Annotated in this window: 15 protein-coding genes; 4 read left to right on the top strand and 11 right to left on the bottom strand. The window is 64.3% G+C overall.

Translation table 11 applies throughout. The annotated features are described in order from the left end of the window. Positions 1 to 2 precede the first annotated feature (2 nt). Genes ACP7BY_RS08735 through ACP7BY_RS08720 form a run of 4 tightly spaced genes read right to left on the bottom strand, consistent with a single transcriptional unit; the run spans position 3 to position 4048 of the window. Positions 3 to 1415, bottom strand: a complete 1413-nt coding sequence (locus ACP7BY_RS08735; protein ID WP_033963411.1) for an amino acid permease — start codon at positions 1413 to 1415, stop codon at positions 3 to 5. 21 nt (positions 1416 to 1436) lie between these two features. Continuing rightward, positions 1437 to 2093 carry a GntR family transcriptional regulator gene (locus tag ACP7BY_RS08730; RefSeq protein WP_033963409.1) on the bottom strand — a complete coding sequence of 219 codons (657 nt, stop codon included), beginning with the start codon at positions 2091 to 2093 and terminating at the stop codon, positions 1437 to 1439. Between the two features lie 32 nt (positions 2094 to 2125). After that, positions 2126 to 3124, bottom strand: a complete 999-nt coding sequence (locus ACP7BY_RS08725; protein ID WP_033963408.1) for a 4-hydroxyproline epimerase — start codon at positions 3122 to 3124, stop codon at positions 2126 to 2128. A gap of 9 nt (positions 3125 to 3133) precedes the next feature. Next, a complete protein-coding gene (locus ACP7BY_RS08720; protein WP_033963407.1) occupies positions 3134 to 4048 on the bottom strand; it encodes a dihydrodipicolinate synthase family protein in 915 nt (304 codons plus the stop codon). Between the two features lie 81 nt (positions 4049 to 4129). Between ACP7BY_RS08720 and ACP7BY_RS08715 the strand changes: the two genes are divergently transcribed. Beyond that, a complete protein-coding gene (locus tag ACP7BY_RS08715) occupies positions 4130 to 5365 on the top strand; it encodes an NAD(P)/FAD-dependent oxidoreductase (RefSeq protein WP_033963472.1) in 1236 nt (411 codons plus the stop codon). After that, on the top strand, positions 5362 to 6543 hold the full coding sequence (locus tag ACP7BY_RS08710; RefSeq protein WP_033963400.1) for a M24 family metallopeptidase: 1182 nt from the start codon (positions 5362 to 5364) through the stop codon (positions 6541 to 6543). Before ACP7BY_RS08715 ends, ACP7BY_RS08710 begins: the two co-directional genes overlap by 4 nt. Positions 6544 to 6579: 36 nt before the next feature. Here ACP7BY_RS08710 and ACP7BY_RS08705 read toward each other — a convergent pair whose 3' ends face one another. The 5 genes from ACP7BY_RS08705 to ACP7BY_RS08685 are packed head-to-tail and all read right to left on the bottom strand — an operon-like array spanning position 6580 to position 16010. Then, the gene (locus ACP7BY_RS08705) at positions 6580 to 9288 is read right to left on the bottom strand and encodes a DUF5695 domain-containing protein (protein ID WP_137902387.1); all 2709 of its coding nucleotides are present in this window, start codon (positions 9286 to 9288) and stop codon (positions 6580 to 6582) included. Further along, positions 9285 to 10832 (bottom strand): family 43 glycosylhydrolase, encoded by a 1548-nt coding sequence (locus ACP7BY_RS08700; protein WP_231564884.1) that lies wholly within the window; start codon positions 10830 to 10832, stop codon positions 9285 to 9287. Before ACP7BY_RS08700 ends, ACP7BY_RS08705 begins: the two co-directional genes overlap by 4 nt. Before the next feature lie 2 nt (positions 10833 to 10834). Continuing rightward, the gene (locus ACP7BY_RS08695; protein ID WP_033963468.1) at positions 10835 to 12607 is read right to left on the bottom strand and encodes a DUF885 domain-containing protein; all 1773 of its coding nucleotides are present in this window, start codon (positions 12605 to 12607) and stop codon (positions 10835 to 10837) included. Between the two features lie 2 nt (positions 12608 to 12609). After that, positions 12610 to 13644 carry an Ldh family oxidoreductase gene (locus ACP7BY_RS08690; protein ID WP_033963396.1) on the bottom strand — a complete coding sequence of 345 codons (1035 nt, stop codon included), beginning with the start codon at positions 13642 to 13644 and terminating at the stop codon, positions 12610 to 12612. After that, positions 13641 to 16010: a glycoside hydrolase family 127 protein gene (locus ACP7BY_RS08685; protein ID WP_033963466.1), complete on the bottom strand. Its 2370-nt coding sequence runs from the start codon at positions 16008 to 16010 to the stop codon at positions 13641 to 13643. Before ACP7BY_RS08685 ends, ACP7BY_RS08690 begins: the two co-directional genes overlap by 4 nt. Before the next feature lie 234 nt (positions 16011 to 16244). On the opposite strand from ACP7BY_RS08685, the gene ACP7BY_RS08680 reads away from it, so the two are divergent. Together ACP7BY_RS08680 and ACP7BY_RS08675 are read left to right on the top strand one after the other, a co-directional pair. Beyond that, positions 16245 to 18569, top strand: coding sequence for a S9 family peptidase (locus ACP7BY_RS08680; RefSeq protein ID WP_137902388.1), 2325 nt, complete (start codon positions 16245 to 16247; stop codon positions 18567 to 18569). 8 nt (positions 18570 to 18577) lie between these two features. Then, on the top strand, positions 18578 to 21316 hold the full coding sequence (locus ACP7BY_RS08675; RefSeq protein ID WP_137902389.1) for a DUF5695 domain-containing protein: 2739 nt from the start codon (positions 18578 to 18580) through the stop codon (positions 21314 to 21316). A 208-nt stretch (positions 21317 to 21524) separates the two neighbouring features. Here ACP7BY_RS08675 and ACP7BY_RS08670 read toward each other — a convergent pair whose 3' ends face one another. Together ACP7BY_RS08670 and ACP7BY_RS08665 are read right to left on the bottom strand one after the other, a co-directional pair. Next, entirely contained in the window at positions 21525 to 24443 is a 2919-nt protein-coding gene (locus tag ACP7BY_RS08670; RefSeq protein ID WP_171010446.1) for a TonB-dependent receptor, read from the bottom strand. Positions 24444 to 24584: 141 nt separating this feature from the next. Then, a complete protein-coding gene (locus ACP7BY_RS08665; RefSeq protein WP_249340795.1) occupies positions 24585 to 26156 on the bottom strand; it encodes a peptide MFS transporter in 1572 nt (523 codons plus the stop codon). Positions 26157 to 26281: the final 125 nt, after the last annotated feature.

Below are 26281 nucleotides of genomic sequence, written 5' to 3'. Positions count from 1 at the left end.
GCTCAAAGCGCCGCGACCGATGCCGCGCGCGCCGTCACGTCGCTATGCTGTCGGCTGTAGGCGAAGTAGATGACCAGGCCGATCACGTTCCAGCCCGCGAAACGCACCAACGTCATCGGTGGCAGGCTGACCATCAGATACAGGCAGCCGATGATCGTCAGCGTGCCGACCACATAGGGGGCGGGTGCGCGGAACAACCGCTTGGCATCGGGCGCGGTGCGGCGCAGCACCATCAGGCACGCGCCAACGGAAATAAAGGCGAGCAAGGTCCCAGCATTGGCGAGTTCGGCGATCTCGTCGAGCCGGAATATCCCCGCGACCAGCGCGATCGTCACGCCGGTCAACACGGTGATCAGCGTCGGCGCGCCGGTACGCTGCGAGACTTTCGCGAGGCGACGCGGCAGCAAGCCATCGCGCGCCATCACGAAGAAGACGCGGCTTTGACCGTACATCATCACCAAGATAACCGAGGGCAACGCGATGATCGCGGCCAATGCGATGAGATGCGCCGCGAGCGGCTGCCCGAGATTGCGCAGCACCAAAGCGAGCGGCTCGGGCGAATTGGCGAGCGCGGTGAACGGCAGCGCACCGACCGCAGCGATCGCCACCGCCATATAGATGATCGTGCACAATACCATCGACCCGATGATGCCGATCTTGAGATCGCGCGCGGGGTTCTTGGTCTCCTCGGCCGAGGTCGCGACCGCATCGAAGCCGTAGAACGCGAAGAATACGATCGCCGCCGCCGCCATCACGCCATGCTTGCCGTCGCTGCCGAAGCCATAGGGCATGAACGGATGCAAGTTGGCGGTGTGGAAATTGGGCGCGGCAAAGGCGACGAAGACGCCGAGCGCCACTAGCTTGATTACCACCAGGATGATGTTGAGCGTCGCGCTTTCGCGCGTTCCCGCGATCAACATGCCCATCACGGCGAGTGCCACCGCGACCGCTGGCAAATTGACGATGCCGCCGCCATGCAGCCCGACCAGCAGCGCGTGCGGCAGATGCACGCCTGCGGACTCGATCCAACCGACCAGATAGCCCGACCAGCCCACCGCCACGGTCGAGCAGGCGAGCGAATATTCGAGGATCAAGCTCCAGCCGACGATCCAGGCGATGCCTTCGCCGAGCGCGGCGTAACTGAACGTATAGGCGCTGCCCGCCGCAGGGATCATCGTTGCGAGCTCGGCATAGGCCAAGGCGGCACATCCGCATACGAGCCCGCAGATGACGAAGGCGAGGATCACCGCCGGGCCGGCGCGTTCGGCCCCGACGCCGACCAGAGTGTAGATACCCGTGCCAACGATCGCGCCGACCCCCAGCGCGATCAGATGCGGCCAACTTAACGTTTTGGCGAGGCGCGCGTTCTTGGGGTGACTCGTAACGCTGTCGAGCGGCTTACGTGGTCCGAACATGACCTCTCCTGGAATGATGAATCAGGTCGCGGCGGCTGCCGCAAACTCAATGCGCAGATCGTCGAGCGTGGCGGCGATATGCTCGCTCAGCATCGACTCGATAGTGGTTTCGTCGCGCGCCAGCCAGGCATCAAGCAGCCCGCGATGCTCGACATGTGCGCGTTCGTCGCGGCCGGCCGGTGCCAGATGCGCGATGACATACCGCTCGGCGAGGATCGTGAGACGTTCGACCACCTGGGTGGTCAGGATACGATCCCCCGGGCGGACGAGGGCTGTGTGGAAGTCGCGATTGCGGATCGCCACCTCGGCGAGATTTCCTTCCGCAGCTTGATCGAGCCGCTCGAAGCTTTCGATCGCCGCCCGGCGGTCGGCTTCGGTGGCGACGCGCGCGGCACGCGCCGCCGCAACCGGCTCGACCGCAAGCCGCAGCTCGAAGATTTCCTCGGCTTGGGCGCTCGACATCGGCTGGACGAAATAGCCGCGATTGGCCTGGCTGGTCAGCAGCCCTTCCTGCTCGAGCCGCGCCAGCGCCTCGCGCAGCGGGATCTTGCTGACCCCCAACTCGGCCGCCAGCGCATCCTGGCGGATCGGCAAATCGTGCGGCAACTGCCCAGTGACGATTTGCTCGCGGACGATCTCGAATACGCGTTCCGATAAAGTGCGAACGACGATGCTCATGCGGGCGTGCTCCGGAGAAACGGCGGGTTTGCTCATTTAACCTGGAAACCTTCCCAGAAGTGATCGGCACGATCAATCCAGATCGTATTAAATCCGGTGGCGATCGCCGATCCTTCGATCGACGGGATAATCGCCGGCAGATCGCCAAGCATGGTATCCGCTTCAACGCGACCGATGAAGCGGCTGCCGATATAGCTTTCGTGTACGAAGCGGTCCCCCACCTTCAGCCGCCCTGTCGCAGCCAGGTGTGCCAGCCGCGCCGAGGTGCCCGTGCCGCACGGCGATCGATCGATCGCCTTGTCCCCATAGAAGACCGCGTTGCGACCGTCGGCGTCGTTGGCGAGCGGCGCGTCGGCCCACAAGATGTGGCTGACGCCGCGGATCGTCGGGTCGAGCGGATGGACGGGCTCGTATTGCGCGCGCACCGCTTCGCGAATGCGCCCGCTCAGCTCGACCAGCCGCGCCGCGCCGAGCGCATCAAGCCCGGTATAGGCCCCCTGCGGCTCGATGATCGCGTAGAAATTGCCGCCATAAGCGACGTCGATCGTCAGTGGGCCGATCCCCTCGACATCGACCGCGATGCCGCGCTGCGCGACATAGGCAGGGACGTTGGTGATGGTCACCGCCGTCACCTTATCGCCGTCGGTCGTGTAGCGCACGTCGATCACCCCGGCCGGCACCTCGATCCGCAATTCGCCAGGGGTCGCGGGCTGGATCAGCCCATGTTCGAGCCCGAACGTGACCATGCCGATGGTGCCATGCCCACACATCGGCAAGCACCCCGATGTCTCGATGAACAGGATCCCGATATCGGCATCGGCCGTGGTCGGCGGATAGAGGAAACCGCCCGACATCATGTCGTGCCCGCGCGGCTCGAAGCACAGCCCCGTGCGGATCCAGTCGAACCGCGACAGGAAATCCTGCCGCCGCGCCGACATGCTGTCGCCTTTCAGGAGCGGCGCGCCACCCGCCACCAGACGAACCGGGTTTCCGGCGGTGTGGCCGTCTATGCAGAAGAAAGTGTGGCGCACGCTCTACCTTCAGGCCGCCTTGGCCACTTCGATCGTCGGACGCGTCGCCGCAGCCTTTTCGACCATCGCAATCACCTTTGCGCGGCGTTCGCCGATCAGCGGCAAGCGCGGCGGGAGCACGCGTTCCGACCCGCGCCCCATCACTTCTTCGGCCAGCTTGATCGATTGCACAAGATCATGCTCGGCATCGAGATGCAGCAGCGGCATGAACCAGCGATAGATTTCGAGCGCCTTGGCGTGATCGCCGCGCTCGAACGCGCGCACCAGTTCGACCGATTCCTGCGGGAACGCGTTGGTGAGGCCGGACACCCAGCCCTGCGCGCCGAGATAGAGCCCTTCCAGGGCGACGTCGTCCAGCCCGGCGAACAAGACATAGCGGTCGCCGAAATGGTTGCGGAAATCGGTGAAGCGGCGGGTGTCGGGCGCCGATTCCTTTACGCAGACGATGTTGGGCGTATCGACCAGCTCGGTCAGCACCGCCTTGTCGATCACGGTGCGATAGGCCGGCGGGTTGTTGTAGAGCATGATCGGCAGCGCGGTGTTGTTCGCGACGCCCTTGAAGTGCGCGACGAGCTCATGTGGTTGCGGCACATAGACCATCGGCGGCAGCAGCATGAGGCCGTCGGCACCGATCTTCTCCGCCGCCTGCGCATAACGCACCGCGCGGCGCGTATCATATTCGGAAACGCCAGTGAGCACGGGCACGCGGCCGGCCACGACTTCGACGATCGCCGAGAGCACCGAGACCTTCTCATCATATTCGAGCGAGTTGTTTTCACCGACCGTGCCAAGCGCGATCACACCGGTGACGCCGTCGCGGATCAGGTCGTCGACAACGCGCTGCGTGTCGGCCAGGTCGATTGACAGATCCGCGCGCAACTGCGTCGTTACAGCGGGGAAAACACCCCTCCAACCGATTGCCATTTTCCGTGATCCGTCCTTTTGTTTGATCTGGAATACGGTATACGAAGTGAAATGCTGCAGGGCAACAGGAGAAAGTCAAAAGTGAAAATCGCGGTGATCGGCGGCGGCGTGGTCGGCCTCAGCTGCGCGCTACGGCTCGCGCGGGCGGGGCATGCAGTGGTTGTGGTCGAACGCTCGACACGCCGTGATGCCGCATCCTGGGGCAATGCCGGGCATATCGCAACCGAGCAAACTGCCCCGCTTGCCTCGATCGCGACGTTGCGCTCGGCGGGGGACCGTCTGTTCGCACGCGGTGGAGCACTCGATCTGCCGCTCGCCGCGATCGGGGAGTGGCTCCCGTTCGCTTTGCGCATGGTCGCCGCCGCCCGACCGACACGCTTCGCCGCGGGCAAACGTGCGCTCGCGGGATTGCTCGCGGACGCCCTGCCCGCCTGGCGACGCCTGGTGACGGCGATCGAGGCACCCGATCTGCTGCGCGAAGCCGGTCACCTGGTCGTTTGGGAAAGCGCCGCGACCGCAGCTTCAGGACGCGCGGCGTGGGCGCAAGCGGATACCGGCACCGCGCGCTTTGCCGCGGCAACACCTGCGCAAATCGCGGCGTTCGAAAGCGCGACGACGGCGTCGCTTGCCGGTGCCATCCAGTTCTGCGGTACCGGCCAGATCACCGATCTCGCCAGGCTCGCCGCCATGCTGAGCGAAGCGTTTTGCGCGGCGGGTGGCACGATCGTCGAGCAGGAGGCGACGTTGGTGCGCGAGGGCGGACACGCGACGATCCCCGGCCTGGACGCCGACTGCGTGCTCGTTACCGCAGGCGTGCGCTCGGCACCGCTCGTCGCGGCGATCGGGCATCGCGCGCCGATCATCGCCGAGCGCGGCTATCACATTCGCGGAACCGCTGCCGGCTGGCCACAGGACCTCCCGCCGGTCGTGTTCGAGGATCGCTCGATGATCGTCACGCGCTTTGGCGAGCAAGTGCAGGCGGCAAGCTTTGTCGAGCTCGGCACTGTCGACGGCCCGCCCGACCCGCGCAAATGGGAGCGGCTCGAACAGCATGTTGGCGACCTCGGCCTTGCCATTGGCGGACCCTTCACGCGCTGGATGGGCAGCCGTCCGACCCTGCCCGATTATCTCCCGGCGATCGGCCGGTCGCGCCGCGCCGACAATCTTTTCTACGCGTTCGGGCACCAGCATCTCGGGCTCACGCTTGCCCCGGTGACGGCGGAAATCGTCGCCGGGATGATCACCGGGCACCCGGATCCTATCGACATGGCCCCGTTCGACCTCGAACGGTTTGGCGGCAAGGGAGGCAGACGATGATCGGCGGATCCACGGCGGACGAACAACTGGCGAACCTCGGTCGATGGCAGATACCCGCCACGCCGATCGCACCGGCGGAGCGACGCGACCGGCTCGACCGCGCCCGCGCCCTGACCGAAGCCTCCGGCGCGACCGCGTTGCTGGTCAATGCCGGGGCGAGCCTGCGCTATTTCACGGGCCTGCCATGGTCCCCGACCGAGCGGCTGGTCGCATTGCTCTTACCGCTGACCGGTACACCGCGATTGATCTGTCCGGCGTTCGAACTGGGCTCGCTCGAAGCGGGCCTGGCCGTCGCTGCCGAGCCTTTGCTGTGGGAGGAAGACGAAGACCCTAGCGCGCTAGTCGCAGACGCGCTGCCGCGCGGTACGACGCTTGCGGTCGATCCGCTGTTGCCGTTCCATTATGGCGAGCGTCTGCGCCAGCATGGTCTAACGCTGATCGACGGTGCCGCCGCGATCGACGGCTGTCGCATGATCAAGTCCGCCGCCGAACTCGCGCTGATGCAGCAAGCCAAAGCGATGACGCTCGAAGTCCAGCGGCGCGCCGCGCGCATCCTCAGGCCCGGCATCGCAGCAAGCGAGGTGATCCGCTTCATCGACGCCGCACACCGCGCGCTTGGCGCGGCAGGCTCGACCTTCTGCGCCGTCCAGTTCGGGCGTGCGACCGCGTTCCCGCACGGTCTGCCTGGCGATCAGCAACTCGAAGACGACAGTCTCGTCTTGATCGACACCGGCTGCACAGTCGATGGCTATCACAGCGACATCACCCGAACCTACGCCTTCGGGCAGGTCGAAGACGATGTACGCGCACTCTGGTCGCTGGAGCAGGAAGCACAGGCCGCTGCCTTCGCCGCGGTCGAGCCCGGCGTGCCGTGCGAAGCGATCGACGCCGCAGCACGCGCGGTGCTGGAACGCGCGGGGCTCGGGCCCGACTATCGCTTGCCCGGCCTCCCGCACCGCACCGGGCACGGCATCGGCCTGTCGATTCATGAGCCCGCCTATCTGGTCCGCGGCGACCGTACCCCGCTGGCACCGGGCATGTGTTTTTCGAACGAGCCGATGATCGTCGTGCCCGATCGCTTCGGCATTCGGCTCGAGGATCATTTCCATGTGACCGCGACCGGCGCGCAGTGGTTCACCCAACCCCAACCATCGCTCGACCGTCCCTTCGTCGATTGAACGCGCCGATGGGATAGCCCGAATGGGCGCATGGGTTCAGGCCAGACGGGTCAGCGTAACCGCAACGGGCGAAGGACCGCGCAAGGCAAGCGGGATGGTGCCGCCAGCCTCCGTGACGATCGCCCCCTCGATCGCGACCCGCCACCGTCCTGCGCCGAGATCGAGCGTGACCGATGCCGCGCCGTGTTCGACAAGAAATCCGACGCTGCGCCCGTCATGCGAAAGCGTGATCTCACGATCGGCGGCAAAGCGCCCGGCGTGCAAGGTGAGATCGACCGTCCCGCCGGCCCAGCGCGCGTGGAACCGTCGCCGCACGCCATCGCGCGGCACGACCGCGATCGTGTGGTCGCCCTCGCGCAGTGTGCCGCCAAAAACGATCCGCCCGAAGATCGGATCATCCGCGACGATCGTCGCCGCGCTGCGTAGCGCACCGCAAAAGCCCAGATCGATTTCGCAGGCATAATACCATGCGCCGCGGTGATGCGGCTGATCGAGCCAGGTCAGCCCGTTAGGGGCCGGCTCAAATCCGCCTGCTGCCGCACCGTCATTGGCCTTGCCCGGATACCAATAGCCGTAATCGGTTTCCGCAGTCCCGCTGTTGAGCAGGGCCCAACTGCTGAGAAACGACGCATAGCCAAGCCGAAGCAGAGTATGCGGATCCACGGGATCGCGAAGCGCGTGGTCGAGCACCGCCCAGCCGCCCATCTGCGCCATGTAGCTGAGCGTATAGGCATTGCCACCCGACCCGCGATAATCGCTGCCGAGCAGATAATAAGCCGGTTCGAGCCAGCCACGGCAAAACAGATTGGCCGCCATTTGCCGAGCGCTGAACGCCTTGACCGCGTCGCGCGAAACGCCCGCGACCGGATGGTCGAGCGCGTACCGCACGATCGCCTGGGTCGATTCGAATCCCGTCGAATCGAAGGCATATTCGGAGCCGAACAGATCCGGCTCGCCGGTGACGAAGAAGCGCACCTTCGTTTCCCAGAACTCGCGCAATTCCTGCGCCTGCGCGGATCGACCGGCAGCGTCCAGCGCGACGATCAGCTCCGGGAGGACGCATTCATTGTAGAAGCCCGTCTCATAGGCCGACCAGTTCGCCAGCGCTTTCGGGATGGTGAACATCGCCCGCGCCGTGCCGAACGCGCGCTCGAGATAGGCCTTCGCGTCCAGCCGCGTCGCGACGCCGGGGTGGTCGGTCGCGATGCGATACAGCGAAAGGTAAAGCAGGATGATATGCGGGTAATCGTAGACCCGCCAGATGTGCAGCTTCCCCTTGGTGCCAGCATCGGCACTGTCGCGATTCTGTTTCCAGTCGGGGATGCCATAGATCGCATAGGGATAGGTCTCGGCGGTGCTGCGCTGCAGCCCGCCCCATACGAAGTGCTCGATATAGTCGTCGAGCGCGGTGACTTCGGCCTGGACCGGGTGCTCGGCATTCTTGGCAGCGAGGAAAGCGGGTTTGCTGAGCCCCGGATCGTCGCAGGTCACTTCGTAGATACGCCAGCCCTTGATCTGATCATAAGTGTCGGGCCCGAGCAGCGTCTGGCTCTGCATGTTCCACTCGCCGAGCAAACCCCGATACCATTTCGTCGGATCGCGGTGCTGGTGCGCGGCGATGAAGGCACCGCGCTTGGCGATCAGTGTCTCGAGCGGCTCGGTCGCGAAAAATTCGAGATGCGTGAGGCGCGCGTCACCGTGGCGGATCGTCAGGCGATTCTCGCCGAGACGGCCAAAGCGTACGCGGTATAGCTGCCGCCCCGCCCGTTCTCCGAGGGGCTCGATCTGCGTTGCAGCGGGATGCTCGGCATCGATCCCGTGGATCGGGTCGGACGAACGCAATGCCAGCGTCACGAACAAATCGCTCGGGACGGTCATGCCGGGCACGACTTCAACATCGATCCCGCCCGCAGCGGCGATCGCGTCTCGCGCGGCGGCATAGTCCGCGACCAGGCTGAAGCGCAGCGCGTAGCTGCGCCGCTCGCCCGGCGCGAGCATCAGATTCGTGACCGGAATACGCCAGCGTGTCCCCTTGGCCGCACTTTCGGCCGCCGCGGCGGCGGCATGGATGTAGACGCAATAGCCGTCGTCATGGTTCTCGGCGGCGGCCATATCCCAATATTCAAGCTGGGTATCGCGCTCGGGCATCAACAGGAGGTACGGCCCCACGCTGTTGCGCCGCATCCAGAACAGATGCGAGCCGTGACCCGAGACGAAGCTGTGCTTCAGCACGGCGTTGCCGTCGTCCTTTGCCGCGCCGGCGATGTTGTTCATCGGCAACGGCAGCATCAGATCGCCGATCTCGACCGGGACGGCCGACACATTGTGCAGCGTGATGCGCCACACCAGATCCGCTCCTTCGAGCCCCTGTTCGAGCTGCAGTTCGAGCGTGTCGGCGATCGCGTAGCTGGCCTTCCTGCCAGCATCGGTCTCCACCGTGCGTACTGCCACGGCGCGGGCGCTGTCAAAGCGCTCCCAGTCCCCTACGCCGTGCCGCCACACGATGCGCGCGGTGCCGAGCGCTACGCCAGGATAGACATAATCGGTCGGGAATGGATCATCGCGGACGGACAGGCTGGTTATACCGGTCGCGTCGGTCCCGACGACGAAGCGCGACGCGCGCGCCTGAAGGGTGCGCGCCACCCGCCGTTGCGGTGTCTCCATCGCCCACGCCGCCGGAGCTAGGCGGAGCGCGCCCACCGCGACCGCCGAACAGAGCAAAGCGCGACGGCTAAGCGCTGTCATGAGCCGCAAGGCTCCGACGCGGCGACAGGTGCGGCGGTCGGCCGTTGCTGCGTAGGCGCGATCACCTCCCATTCGGTTACCGCAACTCCGGCGGTGGCACCGCCCGCCTGCGAAGCGTCGAACGTCGCGCGCAGGCAGCGCGTGGTGATTGTGGCAAAGCGCGTCTCCTGCGCCGCATCGACCGCGACGCCATAACCGCTCGGTTGCGGCACCGGTTTCCAGCGTCCGTCCCAATAGTCGATCCGCCAGCGCGCAGGCGGCGCAACGCCTTCGCCCGCCCCGGCCGGATGATCCGCCCAGAACCAGATGCGCGAGCCATTGAGCGTCACCGGCTTGGCCCAGCGATATTCGATCCACGGATGCGCCGGATTGTCGGCACCGCGCCAGGTGCCCCACATGTCGGGCGGCAGCGGAGCCTCGCGCCGAATACCGTCGTTGAGCGCCTTGATCCAATATTGCACCGGCACCGGGGTGTTCGAAGCGAACGCCGTGGCCGAACCGGCGACGTTCCGCGTCGGTGCTGGCGTTGGCTGGGGCGACCGCGTCGGCACGACCGGGCGAATTCGCGCCGGGGTCACGCTATCGTCCCATTCGATTCGGTCGAGCGCCACGCTGCGCCGGAAATGCCCGCCGCCGACCGCGTCGGCGGTGTGGTAGGCAAGATACCATTGGCCCTTGAACTCGACCGCCCCGGAATGCGAGGTGGTCGAGGAAACCGGCTTCAGGATCACGCCGCGATAGGTCCACGGCCCGAGCGGCGAGCTCGCGGTGCCATACGCGATGCAGGCATGATACACCGCTGGCGTGCAGTCGCTCGTCGGCCCGGCGTTATTGCCAGCGTAGAGCATGTAATAGACGCCCTTGCGCTTCATCAGCCACGGCGCTTCGAAGAAGCCCTTCAGCCCGTCGACCCGGATTTCGCGGCCGGTCGGCGTAATCATGTCGCGGGCGAGCGCCATCCCGCGCAACTGCCCGAACGTGCCCCAATAGATGTACGGCGTGCCATCATCGTCGATCATCACGGTCGGATCGATATTCTGGATCGTGGTGCGCTCGGGCACGCGCTGCGAGAGGATCGGTCCCGATGGATGCGCATCGCGCCATGGGCCGACCGGAGTGTCGGCCACCGCGACGCCAATCGCGAAGCGGTCGGGGGCGTCGCTCTTCGCCTCCGACACGGGCGCATACATGTAGAATTTGCCATCGGGCCCAGGCACGATCTGGCCGGCATAAGCGTGCCCGGGCTCGGCCCATTTGAACACGCTTTCGGGCCGCGCGATCGCCGGATAGTGCGTCCAGTCGCCTTTGGCCGGGTCTTTGGTGGCAAGCAGCTGCCACTCGTTCATGATGAAATCATTGACGCCCGGCGGAGCCTCGTCGCGCCCCGCAAGGATCCACAAGGTATCGCCGATCACGACCGGCGCAGGGTCGGTCGAATAATAGCGGCCGTCCGCGAGGATCGGATTGCCGTTGCTGTGGACCGTCTCCTGTGCCGCGAGCGGGGTCGTTGTCAGCAAGGCGAGGGCGAGGATGGAGCGTCGCATCGTCATTCCGTTTGGGGATAGGGGCCTTTGCCGCCATCCTTGATCAGTTGATCGGTCCGCGCATCGAGCACCGGGAGCGGCACCGAACCCAGCTCAAGCATCGCGTCGTGCCACGCGCGCACATTGAACTTGGGCCCGAGCGCCTGCTCGGCGTGTGCGCGCGCTTTGCGAAACGCCAGCTCCCCCATGTAATAGCTCAGCGCTTGCCCCGGCCAGGCGATGTAGCGATCGACCTCGGTTTCGATTTCGTGATCGGACAGTGCGGTATTGTCGTGCAGGAACTGCTGCGCACGCTCGCGCGACCAGCCTTGCGTATGGATCCCCGTATCGACGACCAACCGCGCCGCGCGCCACATCTGGTAGCTGAGCATGCCGAAGCGATCATAGGGATCGTCATACATCCCCATATCGTCGCCGAGCTGCTCGCAATACAGCGCCCAGCCCTCGCCATACGCCGAGAGATAGGCGTCGCGACGGAATTGCGGCAACCCGGTATTTTCGGCGGCAAGCGGCATCTGCATGGCGTGGCCCGGTGCCGATTCATGGAGCGTGAGCGCGACCATCTGGTAATAAGGCCGCGAGGGCAGGTTCCAGGTGTTGACCAGATAGATCCCGGGGCCGCCGCGCCCGCCGGTGTAGAAGGGCGCGAGGTCGGCTGGCACCGGCTTGATCGCGAAACGGCTGCGCGGCAAATGCCCGAACCAGTCGCTTGCCTTGCCGTCGAAGGTCTTGGCGATCCAGGCGGCGCGGTTGAGCAGATCCTGCGCGGTCTTGGGGTAGAAGCGCGGATCGGTGCGCAGGTAATGCAGGAAGGCGGGCAGGTCGCCATCGAACTTCACCTGGCGCAGCACGTCGAGCATCTGCGCGTGGATCTTGGCGACCTCGGACACCCCAATCGCGTGAATCGCGTCGGGGCTGATGTCGAGCGTGACGAACTCGCGGATCTTCGACTGATAATAGGCCTTGCCGTCGGGCAGATCGTATGCCGCCAGCGTCTTGCGCGCACCCGGAATATAGTCTGTTCGCAGGAAAGCGAGCAGCTTGGCGTGCGCCGGCACCGCTGCCTCTGTGATCGCCGCCGCGCCGTCTTTGCGCAGCGCGGCCTGGGTCGCTGCCGGGATCGCCGCCGGGAAGCTCGCGAAGGGCGCATAGAGCGGGTTGTCGGCCAGCGTCTTGGCTTCGGCGACTTGCGCCACGCCGATGTCGCGGCCCTGCAGCGTCACTTGGGGCGGCGTGAACCCGCGTTTGAGACCGGCGCGCATATTGGCGATCTGCGCGTCGAAATAGCCCGGCAGCTCGCGCAGGGTCGCGATATAGGCGCGGTAGTCGGCCTCGGTGTGAAAGCTGCGGCGTGCTCCTTCAGCGACGTCGCCCCAGAAGCTGGTGTCGGAATTGAGCGGCTTTTCGTAATCGCGATAGGTCTGTTCGGCGAGCAGCGCGTCGATCTGTCCCTTATAGACCGCGTAATCGACCTTTGCCTTTGTCGATAACTGCGCGAACGGGATCGCGGCGAGCAGGCGCTCGGTCTCGGTCCAGCGCGCGAGTTTTGCCGCCTGAGCCTTCGGGCCCACATCGGGCAAATGGGCCTGGGTTTCGGGCGGGCTGTTCTCATCGGGTCCCTGCATCTTCTGCCGCCAGGCATATTCAGCGGTATAGATCGCCTTCAGCCGATCGTCGGCGGAAACGGCGCGGCCCGCCGTCTTGCGTGGTGCCGCGTCGGCCACCATCGGCATCGCTGTGCCAAGCAGCACGAGGAGTAACCAGCCATGCCGCATCTTCATTCTCCTGCCACCAGGGCATCGATGTCGGCGAGCAACGCCGCCGGAATATCGACGCCGTGCACCATGCTCTGCGCGCGCGCTGCGTAGCGGCGTTGCGAGGGCAAGCGCGCGCCCTGCTCCTCGATCGCCGCAAACATACCTTCGGCCCGCGCAAGGTGCGCCTCGACCTGATCGCCGAGAAAACCCGCCGGGTCGATCGCCACGATCAACTCACCCCCGAGCGGCGATCCGCCCGCGCCGCCGTCGGCGGCGAGCGATTCCGCGCTGGTCATGTCGCCGATCAGCGGCCCGGCGATCAACTCGACCATCGCCGCCAGCGCCGACCCCTTGTGCCCGCCGAAGGTGCGCATCGCCCCCGCGAGCACGGCCTCGGCGTCGGTCGTCGCCTGGCCTGCGGCGTCATACCCCCAATCGTCGGGCACCGGCTTACCGGCACGACGATGCAGCTCGATTTCGCCGCGCGCCACCGCGCTGGTCGCCAGATCAAAGACGAACGGCAGCCGACCGGGGCGGGGCCAGCCGAAGGCGATCGGATTGGTGCCGAACACCGGCTGCGTACCGCCGGCAGGCGCGACCCAGGCATGGCTCGGCGTGCAGGCCAGCGCGACGAGACCTTTCTCTGCCAGCCATTCGATTTCGGGCCAGAGCGCGGCGAAATGCACGACATTATTGAGCGCCAGAGCGGCAATGCCGTAACGCTGCGCCTTTTCGACAAGCATTGCGCGGCCCGTTTCGAAGGCCAATTGGGCGAAGCCGCCGCCGCCATCGACCCGCACGAGCGCGCGGGCCGGCTCCGACAGAAGCGGAATCGCCTCGGGCGCAACTGTCCCGGCACGAACGCTTTTGGCGGCGACGAGCAGACGGTACAGACCGTGCGAGGTGCAGCCGTCGCGTTCACCCGCCACCATCGTTTCCGCGACAGCGTGCGCGTGATCGCCCGACAGCCCGACCTGAAGCAGCACGCGCCGGGCGAGCGCACGGACCTCCGCCAGCGTCATGCGCACCGAGACCGGCGCGGTCGCGATGGTCATTTGACGGTGCCGGGCTTGGCCGTGAACAGCACCACGCCAAACACCGGCCCCGCCGAACTGCGGTCGTGCGGTACGAAGCGCACCTTCAGCGCACTTTTCTTGTCGGTCAGCGCCTGTGGCAGCGGATATTCGATATCGATGAACTTGCCCGGCACGTCGCCGCCAAGATGCTGGGTCGCGATCTTCACATTATCGACCAGAATGTCGAAATCGCGCCCTCGCTCCTCGCCCCAATAGGTCGCCTGCAGCACGAGCGGCCCGGGCTTTGCCTTCATCGTGAATTCGAAGAAGCCGCCCGATCGCGCATCACGCCCGTTGCGGTTGCGATAGCTTGTCGGGAAGGACAGCTCCGAGATCAGGCCGTGATCATGCTCGGGCTGCATCTCGCCGAGATGGACGACGTCGACCGACCGCGCGGCGATGTCCTTGAGCCGCGCTTGCTCGGCGACGAACGCGGCTTGCTCGGTCTTCCATTCGCCTTCGGAGAAGCGTTTGAAATACACCGCGCTGCGCCGTTCATATTGCTTGTAGAACGGCACGAAACTCAGGTCGCCCGGCCGCACGACGCCGCTGGTGGTGTAGCTCGCCGGTGTGGCGCTCGGTCGGAAGCTGGCAAGCAGATCGGTGCCGACCAGCGCCGGATCGGGGGACGTCCAGTCCCCCTCGGTCGTGCCGAGATCGGCGGCGAGAACCATCGGCCCGCGCAGGATCGCGACCGTCCGGTCGTCGCCCGGCGCCGCCTCGATCCGCAGCTCGAGCGGCAGCGTGATCGCGACCGTATCCCCCGCTTTCCAGCGTCGCTCGACGATCGCATAGCCGCTGGCGAAGCTCGGGGTGACCGGCTGGCCATTCACGCGCACCGCGGCTTTGCCCGCAGCCCAGCCGGGCACGCGCAGCGCGATCGCGAAGCGACCCGGGCGGGCGAGCTTGGCGAGCGTCAACGTCGAGGTCGGCTCGAACGGATAGCGCGTGTCGAGCGTCAGCGCCGCGCCGCGCGCGCGCCACGTCGCGTCGGCGGGGATGTAGAGGTTCACCAGCAAGGCACCCTCCCCTTCCCAGAAGATCGACTCGCCATGCTTGGCATGGCTTTCCATGCCCGTGCCGACACAGCACCAGAACGCGTCGTCGGCGGAGGTCGAGTATCCGCGCACCGCCCCCGTCAGCAGCGGCGTCATATAGGTGAACCCCGCGGTCTTGGGATCCTGCGCCGCCATAACGTGGTTGAGATGCGCGCGCTCGTAATAATCGAACAGCGCGCCATCGGGCTGCCAGCTATACAATTGTCGCGTCAGCTTGAGCATGTTGTAGGTGTTGCAATGCTCGCAGGTCTGTTCGGTAATGTGGCGGCTGATGCTGTCGGGTTCGGAGAAATATTCGCGATCGGCATTGCCGCCGATCACATAGCTGTGATGCTGCGTCACCGCCTGCCAGAAGAAGCGCGGCGCAGCGGCCTTTGCCGGTTCGCCGGTCAATTCGTGGATCCGCGCAAGCCCGATCAGCTTGGGCACTTGGGTGTTGGCATGAAAATTGGCGAGCTTGTCCTGTCCGGCGGTCAGCGGATCGAGTACCTTGCGGTCGTACAGCCGCTCGGCGATCGCCAGCCACTTGCGATCCTTGGTCCGCGCGAACAGTTCGGCAAAACTCTCGTTAAGCCCGCCATATTCTGTGCCGAGCATGGTTTGCATCTGCGCGTCGTCGAGTGCCGCGAACACCGGCTCGAAATAACCGGCGAAAGCGGTCGCGACCGAGAGCGCCTTGGCATTGCCCCAGCTCGCATGCACGTCGAGCAGCCCTGCGAACAGCTTGTGCACCGTATAGAAAGGTGACCAAGCACCGTTGAGATCGAATCCGCCCGAGCGGATATCGCCCTTGATGATCTCCGGGAAGATCTCGATCGCATCGACGACCGTGCCGTCCTTCCGCTTGCGCTGCATCGCGCCAATATAGCCGTTGCCGCGCGCCGCCTGCGCCTCCGCCAGCTCATCGACGATATAGTCGGCGCGCACCTTCGCCTGCGCATCGCCGGTCTGTTCGTGCAGCAGCACCAGCGCCGACATGTAATGGCCAAGCGTATGACCGGCGATGGTATCGCTCTCCCAGCCGCCATAGACCTCACCCTTGGGCTTGAGCCCGGCATAGGCACGGAAATTGTGCAGTAACCGATCCGCGCTGAGGCGCAGCAAATAGGCGCGGTTGACCTCGACGGCAGTCGCGTAATCGGATGGGCGCAAGCGCACCGCCGACAAAGGAAACGGCGTGGCCCGGCGCGGCAAACCTGCGGCGAGGGCGGCAAACCCTGCGGTTGGCCCAGCCAGCAGCGCCAAGGCGCTTGCTCCGGCCATCACTTCGCGACGCGTGCCCTGCATGATCACTCCCTTGTAATACGGTATACGATTAGGGCGGTTGGAAAGAGAGGTCAATCGCAGAACGCCCCTTCCCATGCTGTTGATCGGCCCGACGATTCCAACACCGCCCTTCACGATCATATACCGTATAATATTATTGACGAGTGGTGACATGCCTGCTGTATCGTGCCGCAAAAGGGGATCGCCGTGCCTGCTCCAAGCCTATCGTCACCACGTACTCATCGGCGTCTCATTGTGCACCTAGCGCTGCTGACCGGCGTAGCGCTGGCACCGATCGCGGCTCGCGCAAATCCCGCGCCTTTGCCGACGATCGAACAGCGCTACCAATTGGCCGACCGCTACCTTGGTGATGCCATGCGCAAGCTGATCGTCGATCAGAATCTCGACGCGCACTTCATCAATAACGGCAATGGCGTGCTGTTCCGTCGCGGCCCGACCGACGCCCGCGATATCCTGTTCCTCGATCTCGCAACGCGCGAGGCACGTCCGGTTATCAACGAGGCCGTACTGGCGCGGCTTGTTTCCAACGCGACCGGCAAATCGGGCCCACCGAGCGGCCTATATCTGGACGCTCCGGACTATGACCCGGCAACAGGCGTGCTCGGTTTCGGCGCGTTCGACAAGCGCTGGACGTTCAAGGATGGCGCTCTGACCGAGGCCGTCAAGGCCTCGCCCAAGGGCGACGATGCGGTTTCGCCCGACGGCCGCTTCCGCATCGTTGCCGAGGATCACAATTTGGTCGCGGTCGATCTCAGGACCAAGCGCCGCGTCGCGCTCACCACCGATGGCACGCGCGACAAACCTTACGGTCGCGGCATCGCCGAACTATCGGAAATCCTGAAGCAAGGCACCGAAGACCCCGTGCTGCCGGTGTCGGTACGGTGGTCGCCCGACAGCAAGCGCATCCTCACCTGGCGGCTCGATACGACCGACGTGCAGCGCTTGACGATGACGCAGGAAACGCCGCCCGGGGCCTTCTATCCGCGCAGTTTCTCCTACATTTATCCGCTCGCGGGCGCGGCGAAATTGCCGCAAGCCAGCCGCCTGGTGATCGACGTCGAAGATGCGGTGAAGCATCGCAAGGCAAAGATCGTGCCCCTCCAAGTCCCGAGCGAATCGCTGCTCTATCCGGCCGATCCCGATCTGAGCTGGTCGGCGGGCAAGGTCCGCTCGCAATGGGTCGAGCGCGGCTACGGCCAGATTGTCGTCTACCTGTCCGACCCGGTCACCGGCGCATCGACGATCACCGCGCGCGAAGCCATGAAGCCGCTGGTCACGGTGACGTCGAGCTTTCTGCAACCAGCCCCCGAACTGGGCGGCGAACTCGACGTGTCCGAGCGTACTGGGTGGGCACAGCTTTACCTGGTGCGTCCCGACGATCCCAATGGCGGCATACCGCTGACCAAGGGCAATTGGGAGGTCACGTCGGTCAATTATGTCGATGGCGAGAAGCGCTCGATCCTGCTCACCGGCGTCGGCCGCGAAGCCGACCGCAACCCCTATTATCACGCGCTGTACCGCGTGACGCTCGACGGCAGCCAGCCAGTCCTGCTCACACCCGAACCCCTTGAGCATGAGTTGCACGTCTCCGACGATGGCCGGTTCGTAATCGACGCGATGTCGAGCCCGACCGTACCGACGCGCACCGTCGTGCGCGACACCAGCGACGGACACATCCTCTACGAGCTCGGCCATGCCGACGCGTCAGCGCTGGTCGCGACCGGCTTCACTATGCCCGAGCCGTTTCGCGGGCTTGCCGCCGACGGCAAGACGCCGCTTTATGCGATGATCTATCGCCCGGCGCATTTCGATCCGACGCGGCATTATCCGATCATCGACAATGTCTATACCGGTCCGACCATGCACGTCGTGCCGAGTGCGTTCGGCGACACGCTGCTGAACGGGCCTGGCAGCGTCGCGCAACTTGGGGCGATCGTCGTGGTGATCGATGCGACCGGCACGTCGCAACGCGGTCAGGCGTTCCGCTTGCCGGCGTACCAGAATCTCGGCGAGGTCGGGCTCGACGATCACATCGCGATGATCCGCCAGATGGCGGCGCGCTACCCCTATATCGATACAACGCGCGTGGGCGTCTATGGCGGCTCGGCCGGAGGCTATGACGCGGCGCGCTTCATCCTCCGGCGCCCCGATTTCTTCAAGGTCGCGGTCTCATCGTCGGGCAATCACGATCTGCGGCTCGACAAAGCCTGGTGGCCCGAGGTGACGATGGGCAATCCAGACCCGGCGGTGTGGGATCGCAACTCCAACATGTCGGTCGCGGGCAACCTAAAGGGCAAATTGTTGCTGATCCACGGCGATATCGACGACAATGTGCCGATTACCGAGAGTTTCCGGCTCGGCAACGCGCTGATCCAGGCGCATCGCAGCTTCGACATGGTGGTGCTGCCCAACACCACGCACCGCGTCGCCCAGCCATTCTTCTGGCGCAAGTTCCGCGATTATTTCGTCCGCAACCTCCTCGACGAGGCACCACCTGCCGACGCCGCGTTTGAAGACCAGAGCCCCCATCCAGCAGCGCCCGCCGCCGCCAAACAGTGAGAAACTCGATGCTCCCTCCCCGCATGCTGCGTGTCTCGCTCCTGGCGTTGGCGATCGCGACTCCGCTCGGCGTCATGGCGCAGGACGCCCAACCACCCAAGCCGGTCTACCAGCCGATCGCCACCACGGCGGTGCGTGTCGCCAATCTGCAACTGCTTCTGCGCAACGACACGCAGACCCTTGCCGGCCTGTCACCGCTCGCCGATCCGACCTTTGATTTCGTCCCCGGCAAGCGCGAGCCGGAACGGCAAGGCGACGGCTACAATCATGTCGGCGACATAAACCTGCGGCTACGCACCCCTGGCGGGGAATGGCGCGACTATGCCTCGGCGCATCGGCGCAAGGCGATCACGCTATTGCCGACCAACCCCACGACGCTCGCCGCAGCCGACATCACCGCCTCGCTTGGCGATGGCCTGCCGCTGCGGGTCGAACGCCGCTGGCTCAACGTCGGCGGGTCACCCGTGCTGCGCTTCACGCTGGTCAACACGTCGCCGACCCCGGTCGAAATCGGCGTGCTTGGTATGCCGATGGTGTTCGACAACATCATCGATGACCGCACGCTCGAACAGGCGCATGCCGAGGCGAGCTTCGTCGATCCCTATATCGGGCGCGATGCAGGCTATCTCCAGGTGACCCGGCTGAGCGGAAAGGGCTCCGCTTTGCTTGTCCTGCCCGAGGGGCACAGCCCGCTCGAAGCCTATGTCCCGCTCCCGCAGGACCGCGCCGCCCCCAAGGGCACGACCTTCACCGAGAAAAGCCAGCGTAGCCAGACCTCGGAAGGGTTTTACGACTGGACGATCGCGTCAAAGGGCTATGCCGACAAGGAATGGAGCAAGGCCGGGCCGCAATGGAACGCGCCCACCAGCATCACGCTCGCCCCCGGCGAACGCCGCGATGTCGGCGTGCGCTTCGTGCAGTCGCCCGATATTCGCGGCATCGAGACCACGCTCGCCGCGCAGCACCGCCCGGTCGCGGTCGGCATTCCCGGCTATGTCGTGCCGACCGATCTCACCGCCGCGCTCTTCCTGAAATATGGCAGCAAGGTCGCCAGGATCGAATCCTTCCCGGCAGGTGCGCTGATCGCCACGCCGACTGCGGCTGCCAAAGGCTGGGCGCGCTATGACGTGCAGGCGCGTGGCTGGGGCCCGGCGCGGCTCAGCATCACCTATGCGGATGGCACGGTGCAGACGGTCAGCTACGACATCACCAAGCCGCTCGACCAGGTGATGGCCGATATCGGCCGCTTCACCACCACCAGGCAATGGTATGACGACAAGACCGACCCGTTCCACCGCGCCCCCGCGATCCTGTCCTACGACAAGGAAGCGGGCAAGATCCTGACGCAGGAACCACGCGTGTGGATTTCGGGGATGAGCGACGAAGGCGGCGCGGGCAGCTGGGTCGCGGCGATGATGAAGCAGCTCGACAATCCCGATGCGACCGAGGTCGCCAAGCTTGAGGCGCTGGTCGACGAAACCGTTGTCGGCACGCTGCAAATTGCCAGCGGCGACCATGCCGGTGCGGTCAAGAAGAGCATCTTCTATTATGACCCCAAGGAACATCCCGGCTATTACGATCCGACCGAGAATTGGCGGAACTGGACGTCGTGGTCGCACAAGGATGCCGACGATCTCGGCCGCGCCTACAATTACCCGCACGTCGCGATCGGGCACTGGGTGCTCTATCGGCTCGCGCGCAACCATCCCGGGCTCGTGACAGCGCACGACTGGAAATGGTATCTCGACCATGCCTATGGCACCGTCACCGCGATGATGCGCGATGCGCCTTATTACACGCAGTTCGGCCTGATGGAGGGCGACGTGTTCGTCGACATCCTGAAAGACCTGAAGCGCGAGGGGATGACCGCCGAAGCGACCAATATGGAAGCGCTGATGAAAGGCCGCGCCGACCATTGGAAGACGTTACAATATCCCTTCGGCAGCGAAATGGCGTGGGATTCGACCGGCCAGCCCGAAGTCTACGCCTGGATGCGCTATTTCGGCTATCAGCCGCAGGCGGACACCACGCGCGACGCGATCCTCGGTTATGATCCGACGATCCCGAGCTGGGGCTATAACGGCAATGCCCGGCGCTATTGGGATTTCCTCTACGGCGGCAAATATCCGCGGATCGAGCGGCAAATCCACCATTATGGTTCGGCGCTCAACGCCGTCCCGCTGTTCGATGCCTATCGCGCCAACCCAGCCGACACGCACCTGCTGCGCGTCGCCTATGGCGGCATGATGGGCGGAATCACCAATATCGATCGCGACGGCTTCGGGTCCGCGGCCTTCCACAGCTGGCCCGACCGGATGGGGTGGGACCCCTATACCGGCGATTATGGCATGGGCTTTTTCGGCCATGCTTATGCCGCCGCGACCTATCTGGTCGAGGACCCGACCTTCGGCTGGCTGGCTTATGGCGGCAATCTTACCAAGGCGGCGGACTCGGTCAGCGTCATGCCGAAGGACGGCGCGCGCGCACGCCTGTTCGTCGCGCCTGCGGGGACATGGATCACGCTCGAGGCTGGCAAGATCGCCACCGCGCGCTATACGCCCAAGACCGGCACGATCACGCTGACGCTCGACCCCGCCACCACCGCCACCCCCGCAGCACGCCTGTTCGTCGAAACGACCACAAAGGGCGGCCGCGCTTATACCACCGACGCGGGCACCGATACACGCGGCGGCCGGACCATTCCCCTCTCTGCCGGTCAGACGACCGTAACGCTCACGCCGCACTGAGTCCGGACAAGAGGAACGCAAATGCCGGCGGGGCCCCTGCCCCGCCGGCATTTTGCCGCGCGCACTCAGACCCCGTCAACGTGCATTGGCCGCGATTTCGCTCCGCCGATACATGGTCTGTTTCCACGCCGGTCGCGCATGCGCCGCCCATACGAAAAGGACCGCGACTTGCGTCGCGGTCCTTCCCAGCAACCATAGAAGCCAATGATCAGAAGCGGAACCGGGCACCCGCCTGAATCACGCGTGCCTGCTGGCGCGCGCCGACTGGCAATGCATTATACGCACCGAAATAGGTCCTGACATTGTTGTGCAGAAGGTTCGTTCCTTCGACGCTCAAGGTCATGAACTTGACCGGCGTAACGTTGATCGCGGCATCGAGGCGCGACGTATCTGCCGAATAGACCGAATAGCCTGGATTAACATAATCGGCATAGGTCTTGTAGGACGAACGATAGTTATACGCGAGGCGTCCGCTCAGTACCGGCGTGTCATACAATAACGCGATGTTCCCGGAATATTTGGAGGTGAACGGCGCGTCGCGGCCATGCGGCACATCCGGAATGTCTCCCGCCAAATCCAGCGTCGCCACGGGCAGATAGGTAAAGTTCGCGTTCACGCCGAAGTGCTTGGCGAAGCCGGGCAGGAAATCGAAGAACGTATTCACCTGCGCTTCAAGACCGAAGGTCTTGCCCGGCCCGGCATTGCGCGGTTGCTCGACCGGATGGATCGCGTTGACCTCGGGCACGTACTCCGATGCTCGAACGGTATAGATAAACCCGGTCTGATTCTTCAGGAAGGTGCCCAGTGACACCAGGCCGCCTTTGCCGAAATAATATTCGAGCGAGGCGTCATAGTTGTTTTCCTGGACCGGCTTGAGCGCGGGATTTCCGGCATAGACCGTCCCGGTCGGGCTCGCGATCGCATCGCGCAATTCCCTGAAGTTGCGGAGCGAGTAAAAATCCGGCCGCTGCACGTTGTGGGTGTATGACAGGCGCAATTGCAGCGTCGGCGTGAAGTGCAAAACGCCGGTGGCGCTTGGCAGCAAGTCCACATAATTGCCCTTGCTGCCAACGCTCGTCACGACCGTATTGTAAACGGCCTGACCATTCGCATTCTTCAGGATCTTGCCGTCAGCACCCAATTGATAGGCATTCTGCGCGCTGGCCGCTGTGCCCCAGGTGTTGACGAAACGAAGGCCGAACGTGCCGTCGATCGGGATGCCCGCCGCCTTGAACGCATAATTGCCCTGGCTGTACGCTGCAAACGTCCGCTCGGTTTCGGCAAAGCCCGAACCGAGATCGGTCGCGCCGGGCTCCGCCTTGGTCCAGTCCGCTCCAGCCAGGTCCGCGCCGTTGGCGATGATGTAATTTCGCACGGCGGTGAAGTTGTTGTAATACTGGGCGTCATTGAGATGATACCAGGTCGGGATTTGGCCCGCACCGCTGATATCGGGCGTCGTCGCGACTGTTCCGATGCCGGTTTGGCTTCCCACCGTCGTAAGCGATGGCCCTGTCGTCACATTGCTGAAGAACGCATCGCGATACCCATAGACGTATCCCGATGTCCGTTTCGTGAAGCGCGTGCCGAACTGGACCGATCGCAGCAGGCCTTCGTCGCTCGTCTTGACTGTGAAATCGAGGTTGGTTGCGAACATCGTGTCGCTGTTGGTACCGTTCTGATCATGTACCTGGAACAGCTTGTAATTGGCGGGATTGCTCAAGTCGGTTCCAAGGAAGGTCACATAGGGACCGCCGCCAGGAACATTTGCGGAGTTGAAGTCGGTATGCACCGACGTCCCGACCGGGAAGTGGTACTGCTGCTGCACAAAATAGACCGAGGTCTTCGACCAATTATACTGTGCGCCGAAATTGATCTGGACCTTGTCGCTGTGCCAGTGGGTCTCGAAGTTGGTGGTGTAGCCGTCGGTCTTGCGCTTCTGGTAAAGGCTCAATGGACCGCCCGGAAGCCCGCCGGTGGACGGCGTCGAATAGGTCACCGAGCGGATCGTGCCGTCCGGATTGGTCACGATATCCGAATAGACGCCGGTATCGACGTTCGTCTGCACCTTCAGATAATCGCTGTAATTGGTTTCGCGTGCGCCGAAATATGATCCTTCGAGCACGAAATCGAGATGGTCGTTCGCTTTCCATTGCCACGAAGCATTGAGCGATGGGCGCTCAACCGAACCGGACTCGACGCCATAAGTGACGGCGTAGGGAATGATGGTGTTCTTCAGGCTCGCCGACTGCGCGTTATAGACCGGGCTGCCGACATAGATGCCGATCGGCAACGGCGATTCCGCCGCGACATAATTCTCATTGTAATTGTTCTTGGTATAGGAGCCGTTGAGCAGGAAGCCCATCTCGCCGATCGGCGTGTCGAAGCGGTCGGCCAACAGCAAGCTGGCATAGGGGCTCTTGGTGTTGCCGATGTCGGAGAAGGTCTCGCGAAAGCTCCCCGCGACGGTCAGCCCCTTCTTTAGATCGAGCGGCCGACGGAGTTCGACGTTCACCGTTCCGGCGATGCCGCCTTCGATCTGATCGGCGCTGCGGGTCTTGTAGACCTGCACCGACTTCAGCAATTCGGCCGGAATGTCCGCGAGATTGAGCGCACGCGACCCGGCGCTTGCCGCCTCGAAGCCATTGATCGTCGTCTGCACATCGCCCAAGCCGCGGATCGTGACGTTCTGGCCTTCGCCGTGTGCGCGGTCGATCTGCACGCCCGAAACACGTGCAAGCGCTTCCGGTACGTTATTGTCGGGCAGCTTGCCGGCGTCCTCGGCATCGACCGAATCGACGATCTGCTTGGAGTTGCGCTTGCGGTCGCGCGCCGACTTCAGGCTGGCGCGCAGGCCGACGACGACGATGTCGTTGCCGCCTTCGCCTTTATAGGTTGCCGAATCGGCACCGGCCGCAACGGCTTGCTGCACCGCTTTGCCGCGGCGGCGCGCGGCCTCGCGTTCTGCGCGCGCTTTGCGCCGAGCGGCGATCCGCTCGGCTTTGCTAAGCGGCGCGGCTGAAGCGGCGTCTTGCGTGATAGCCGAAGGTGCGATGGCTGCGGCAGCAGCCACGGGACACGTGGCCGATAGTGCCGCCATGCAGCAGGTGAGCGTTAGAACAACTTTCATTCGCATGCCGATTTTCCCCTCAAGGTCCTTCGCCTGGCCCTTTCGCCACACGTCCCATGACAGAGTTATGACATACGATATAAAGTATACAAGTCGCAATTTGCGCCTTGTGATTCAAGGCTGCGGCGATGCCTTTTCCGCTTAAACCGCTACGGTATCGGCCACGTTCGACGTGTCCGCGATCGTATCGAGGTGCATCAGACGCACGACCAATGGGCTGAGCGCCGCGACCCCCAGACCGACTACGATCGAAAATCCACCGATCCTCGTATAGACATTCAGGATGGTATCCGGGCCCGCGCTTGCGGCACCAGTCGTTTGGGCGATCAAGGCGGCGATGAAATTCCCCGCCGCTGTCGACAGGAACCAGGTTCCCATCATCAAGCCCGTCATTCGCGTAACGGACAATCGAGTCATCGACGACAGGCCGATCGGCGAGAAGCACAATTCGCCCATCGCGTGGAACAGATAGACCAGCACGATGAACAGCGCGGGGGTCAGCGCACCGCGCGGTGCCGCGCCGGCAACCAACACCAGGAAACCGAGCCCGACCAGGATCAGCCCGATCCCAAATTTGAGCGGCACGTTGGGCTCCAGCCGCCGACGCGCCAACATGGCCCACCCCCATCCAAACAGCGGCGCAAGCACGATGATGAAAGCCGAGTTGATCGACTGAAAGACCGCCGCCGGGATCTGATAGCCGAACAGCATCCGATCGACGCGTTCGTCGGTGAAAACGTTGAGCGAGGATCCGGCCTGTTCGAACAACGCCCAGAAGAGCGGGCTCAGCGCGACGAGAAACAGCGCAGCAAAAACGCGATCGCGCTCGACCCGTGGCAAGGTGTACACCGACCGCCAGACGATATAGCCAACCGTCAGCACCGCAAAGCCAATCAGCAGAATCCCGACCGCGCCTTGCGATCGGATCAACCACCACACGACGCCGACCGCACCGATACCCCCGAGATAGATTAGCGGTTCGAGCGAAAGCCCGGCAAACACGGGCGCGCCGCGCAACGCGCCGGGCGGCCGACCCGCGCCGCGCAGATCCTTTTGAAACACCACAAACGCGACGAGCCCGATCAGCATACCGATGCCCGCCGCACCGAAACCATAACTCCAGCCGACCGTCTCCCCGAGGATACCGATCAGGATCGGCCCAACCCACGCGCCGAGGTTGATCCCCATATAGAAGATCGAGAAAGCGCCGTCGCGCCGCCGATCTCCACGCGCATACAGCTCGCCAACCAGGACCGACACGTTCGCCTTGAGAAAGCCCGTTCCGACCACGATCGCGGCAAGACCGAGATAGAAACCGTTCAAATACAAGCCCTGTGCTCCGGCCGGCCCTTCGAGCAGCGCGATCAGCAAATGGCCGGTGACGATGAAGACACCCCCCGCGAGCACCGCCTTGCGCGCACCGAGAAAGCGATCGGCCAGATAACCTCCGATCACTGGGGTTATGTAGACCAGTGAGGTGTAGGTGCCATAAACGGCGTACGAATGATCCTTCGCGAACAGAAAGTGCTTGGTCAGGTAAAAGATCAGGATCGCGCGCATGCCGTAATAGGAAAAGCGTTCCCACATTTCGGCGAAAAACAGGACAAAGAGGCCGCGCGGATGGCCGAGCACGGTCCTGGCGTCGGTAGGCGTCTCCGACACTCCAAACCGGCTGGTGTCATCGGTCGCGGGGCGATTGCCGACAGACGTCATGCTGGACAACCGCCATCGAATGTCGGGCAGCGTTCGGGCGCTCGCTCGGCGCATCGCTCACTCTTTCGCGCATCCTCAACCATCGCACCCTCCGCAACATCCTAACCTTCACCCTAGGGTATACG

Source organism: Sphingomonas sp. PSPC2-2, assembly GCF_049897725.1.
In the GTDB taxonomy this organism is placed as follows: Bacteria; Pseudomonadota; Alphaproteobacteria; order Sphingomonadales; family Sphingomonadaceae; genus Sphingomonas.
Note: the sequence above shows the minus strand (reverse complement) of the source record. Positions and strands in the feature narration are given on the sequence as shown.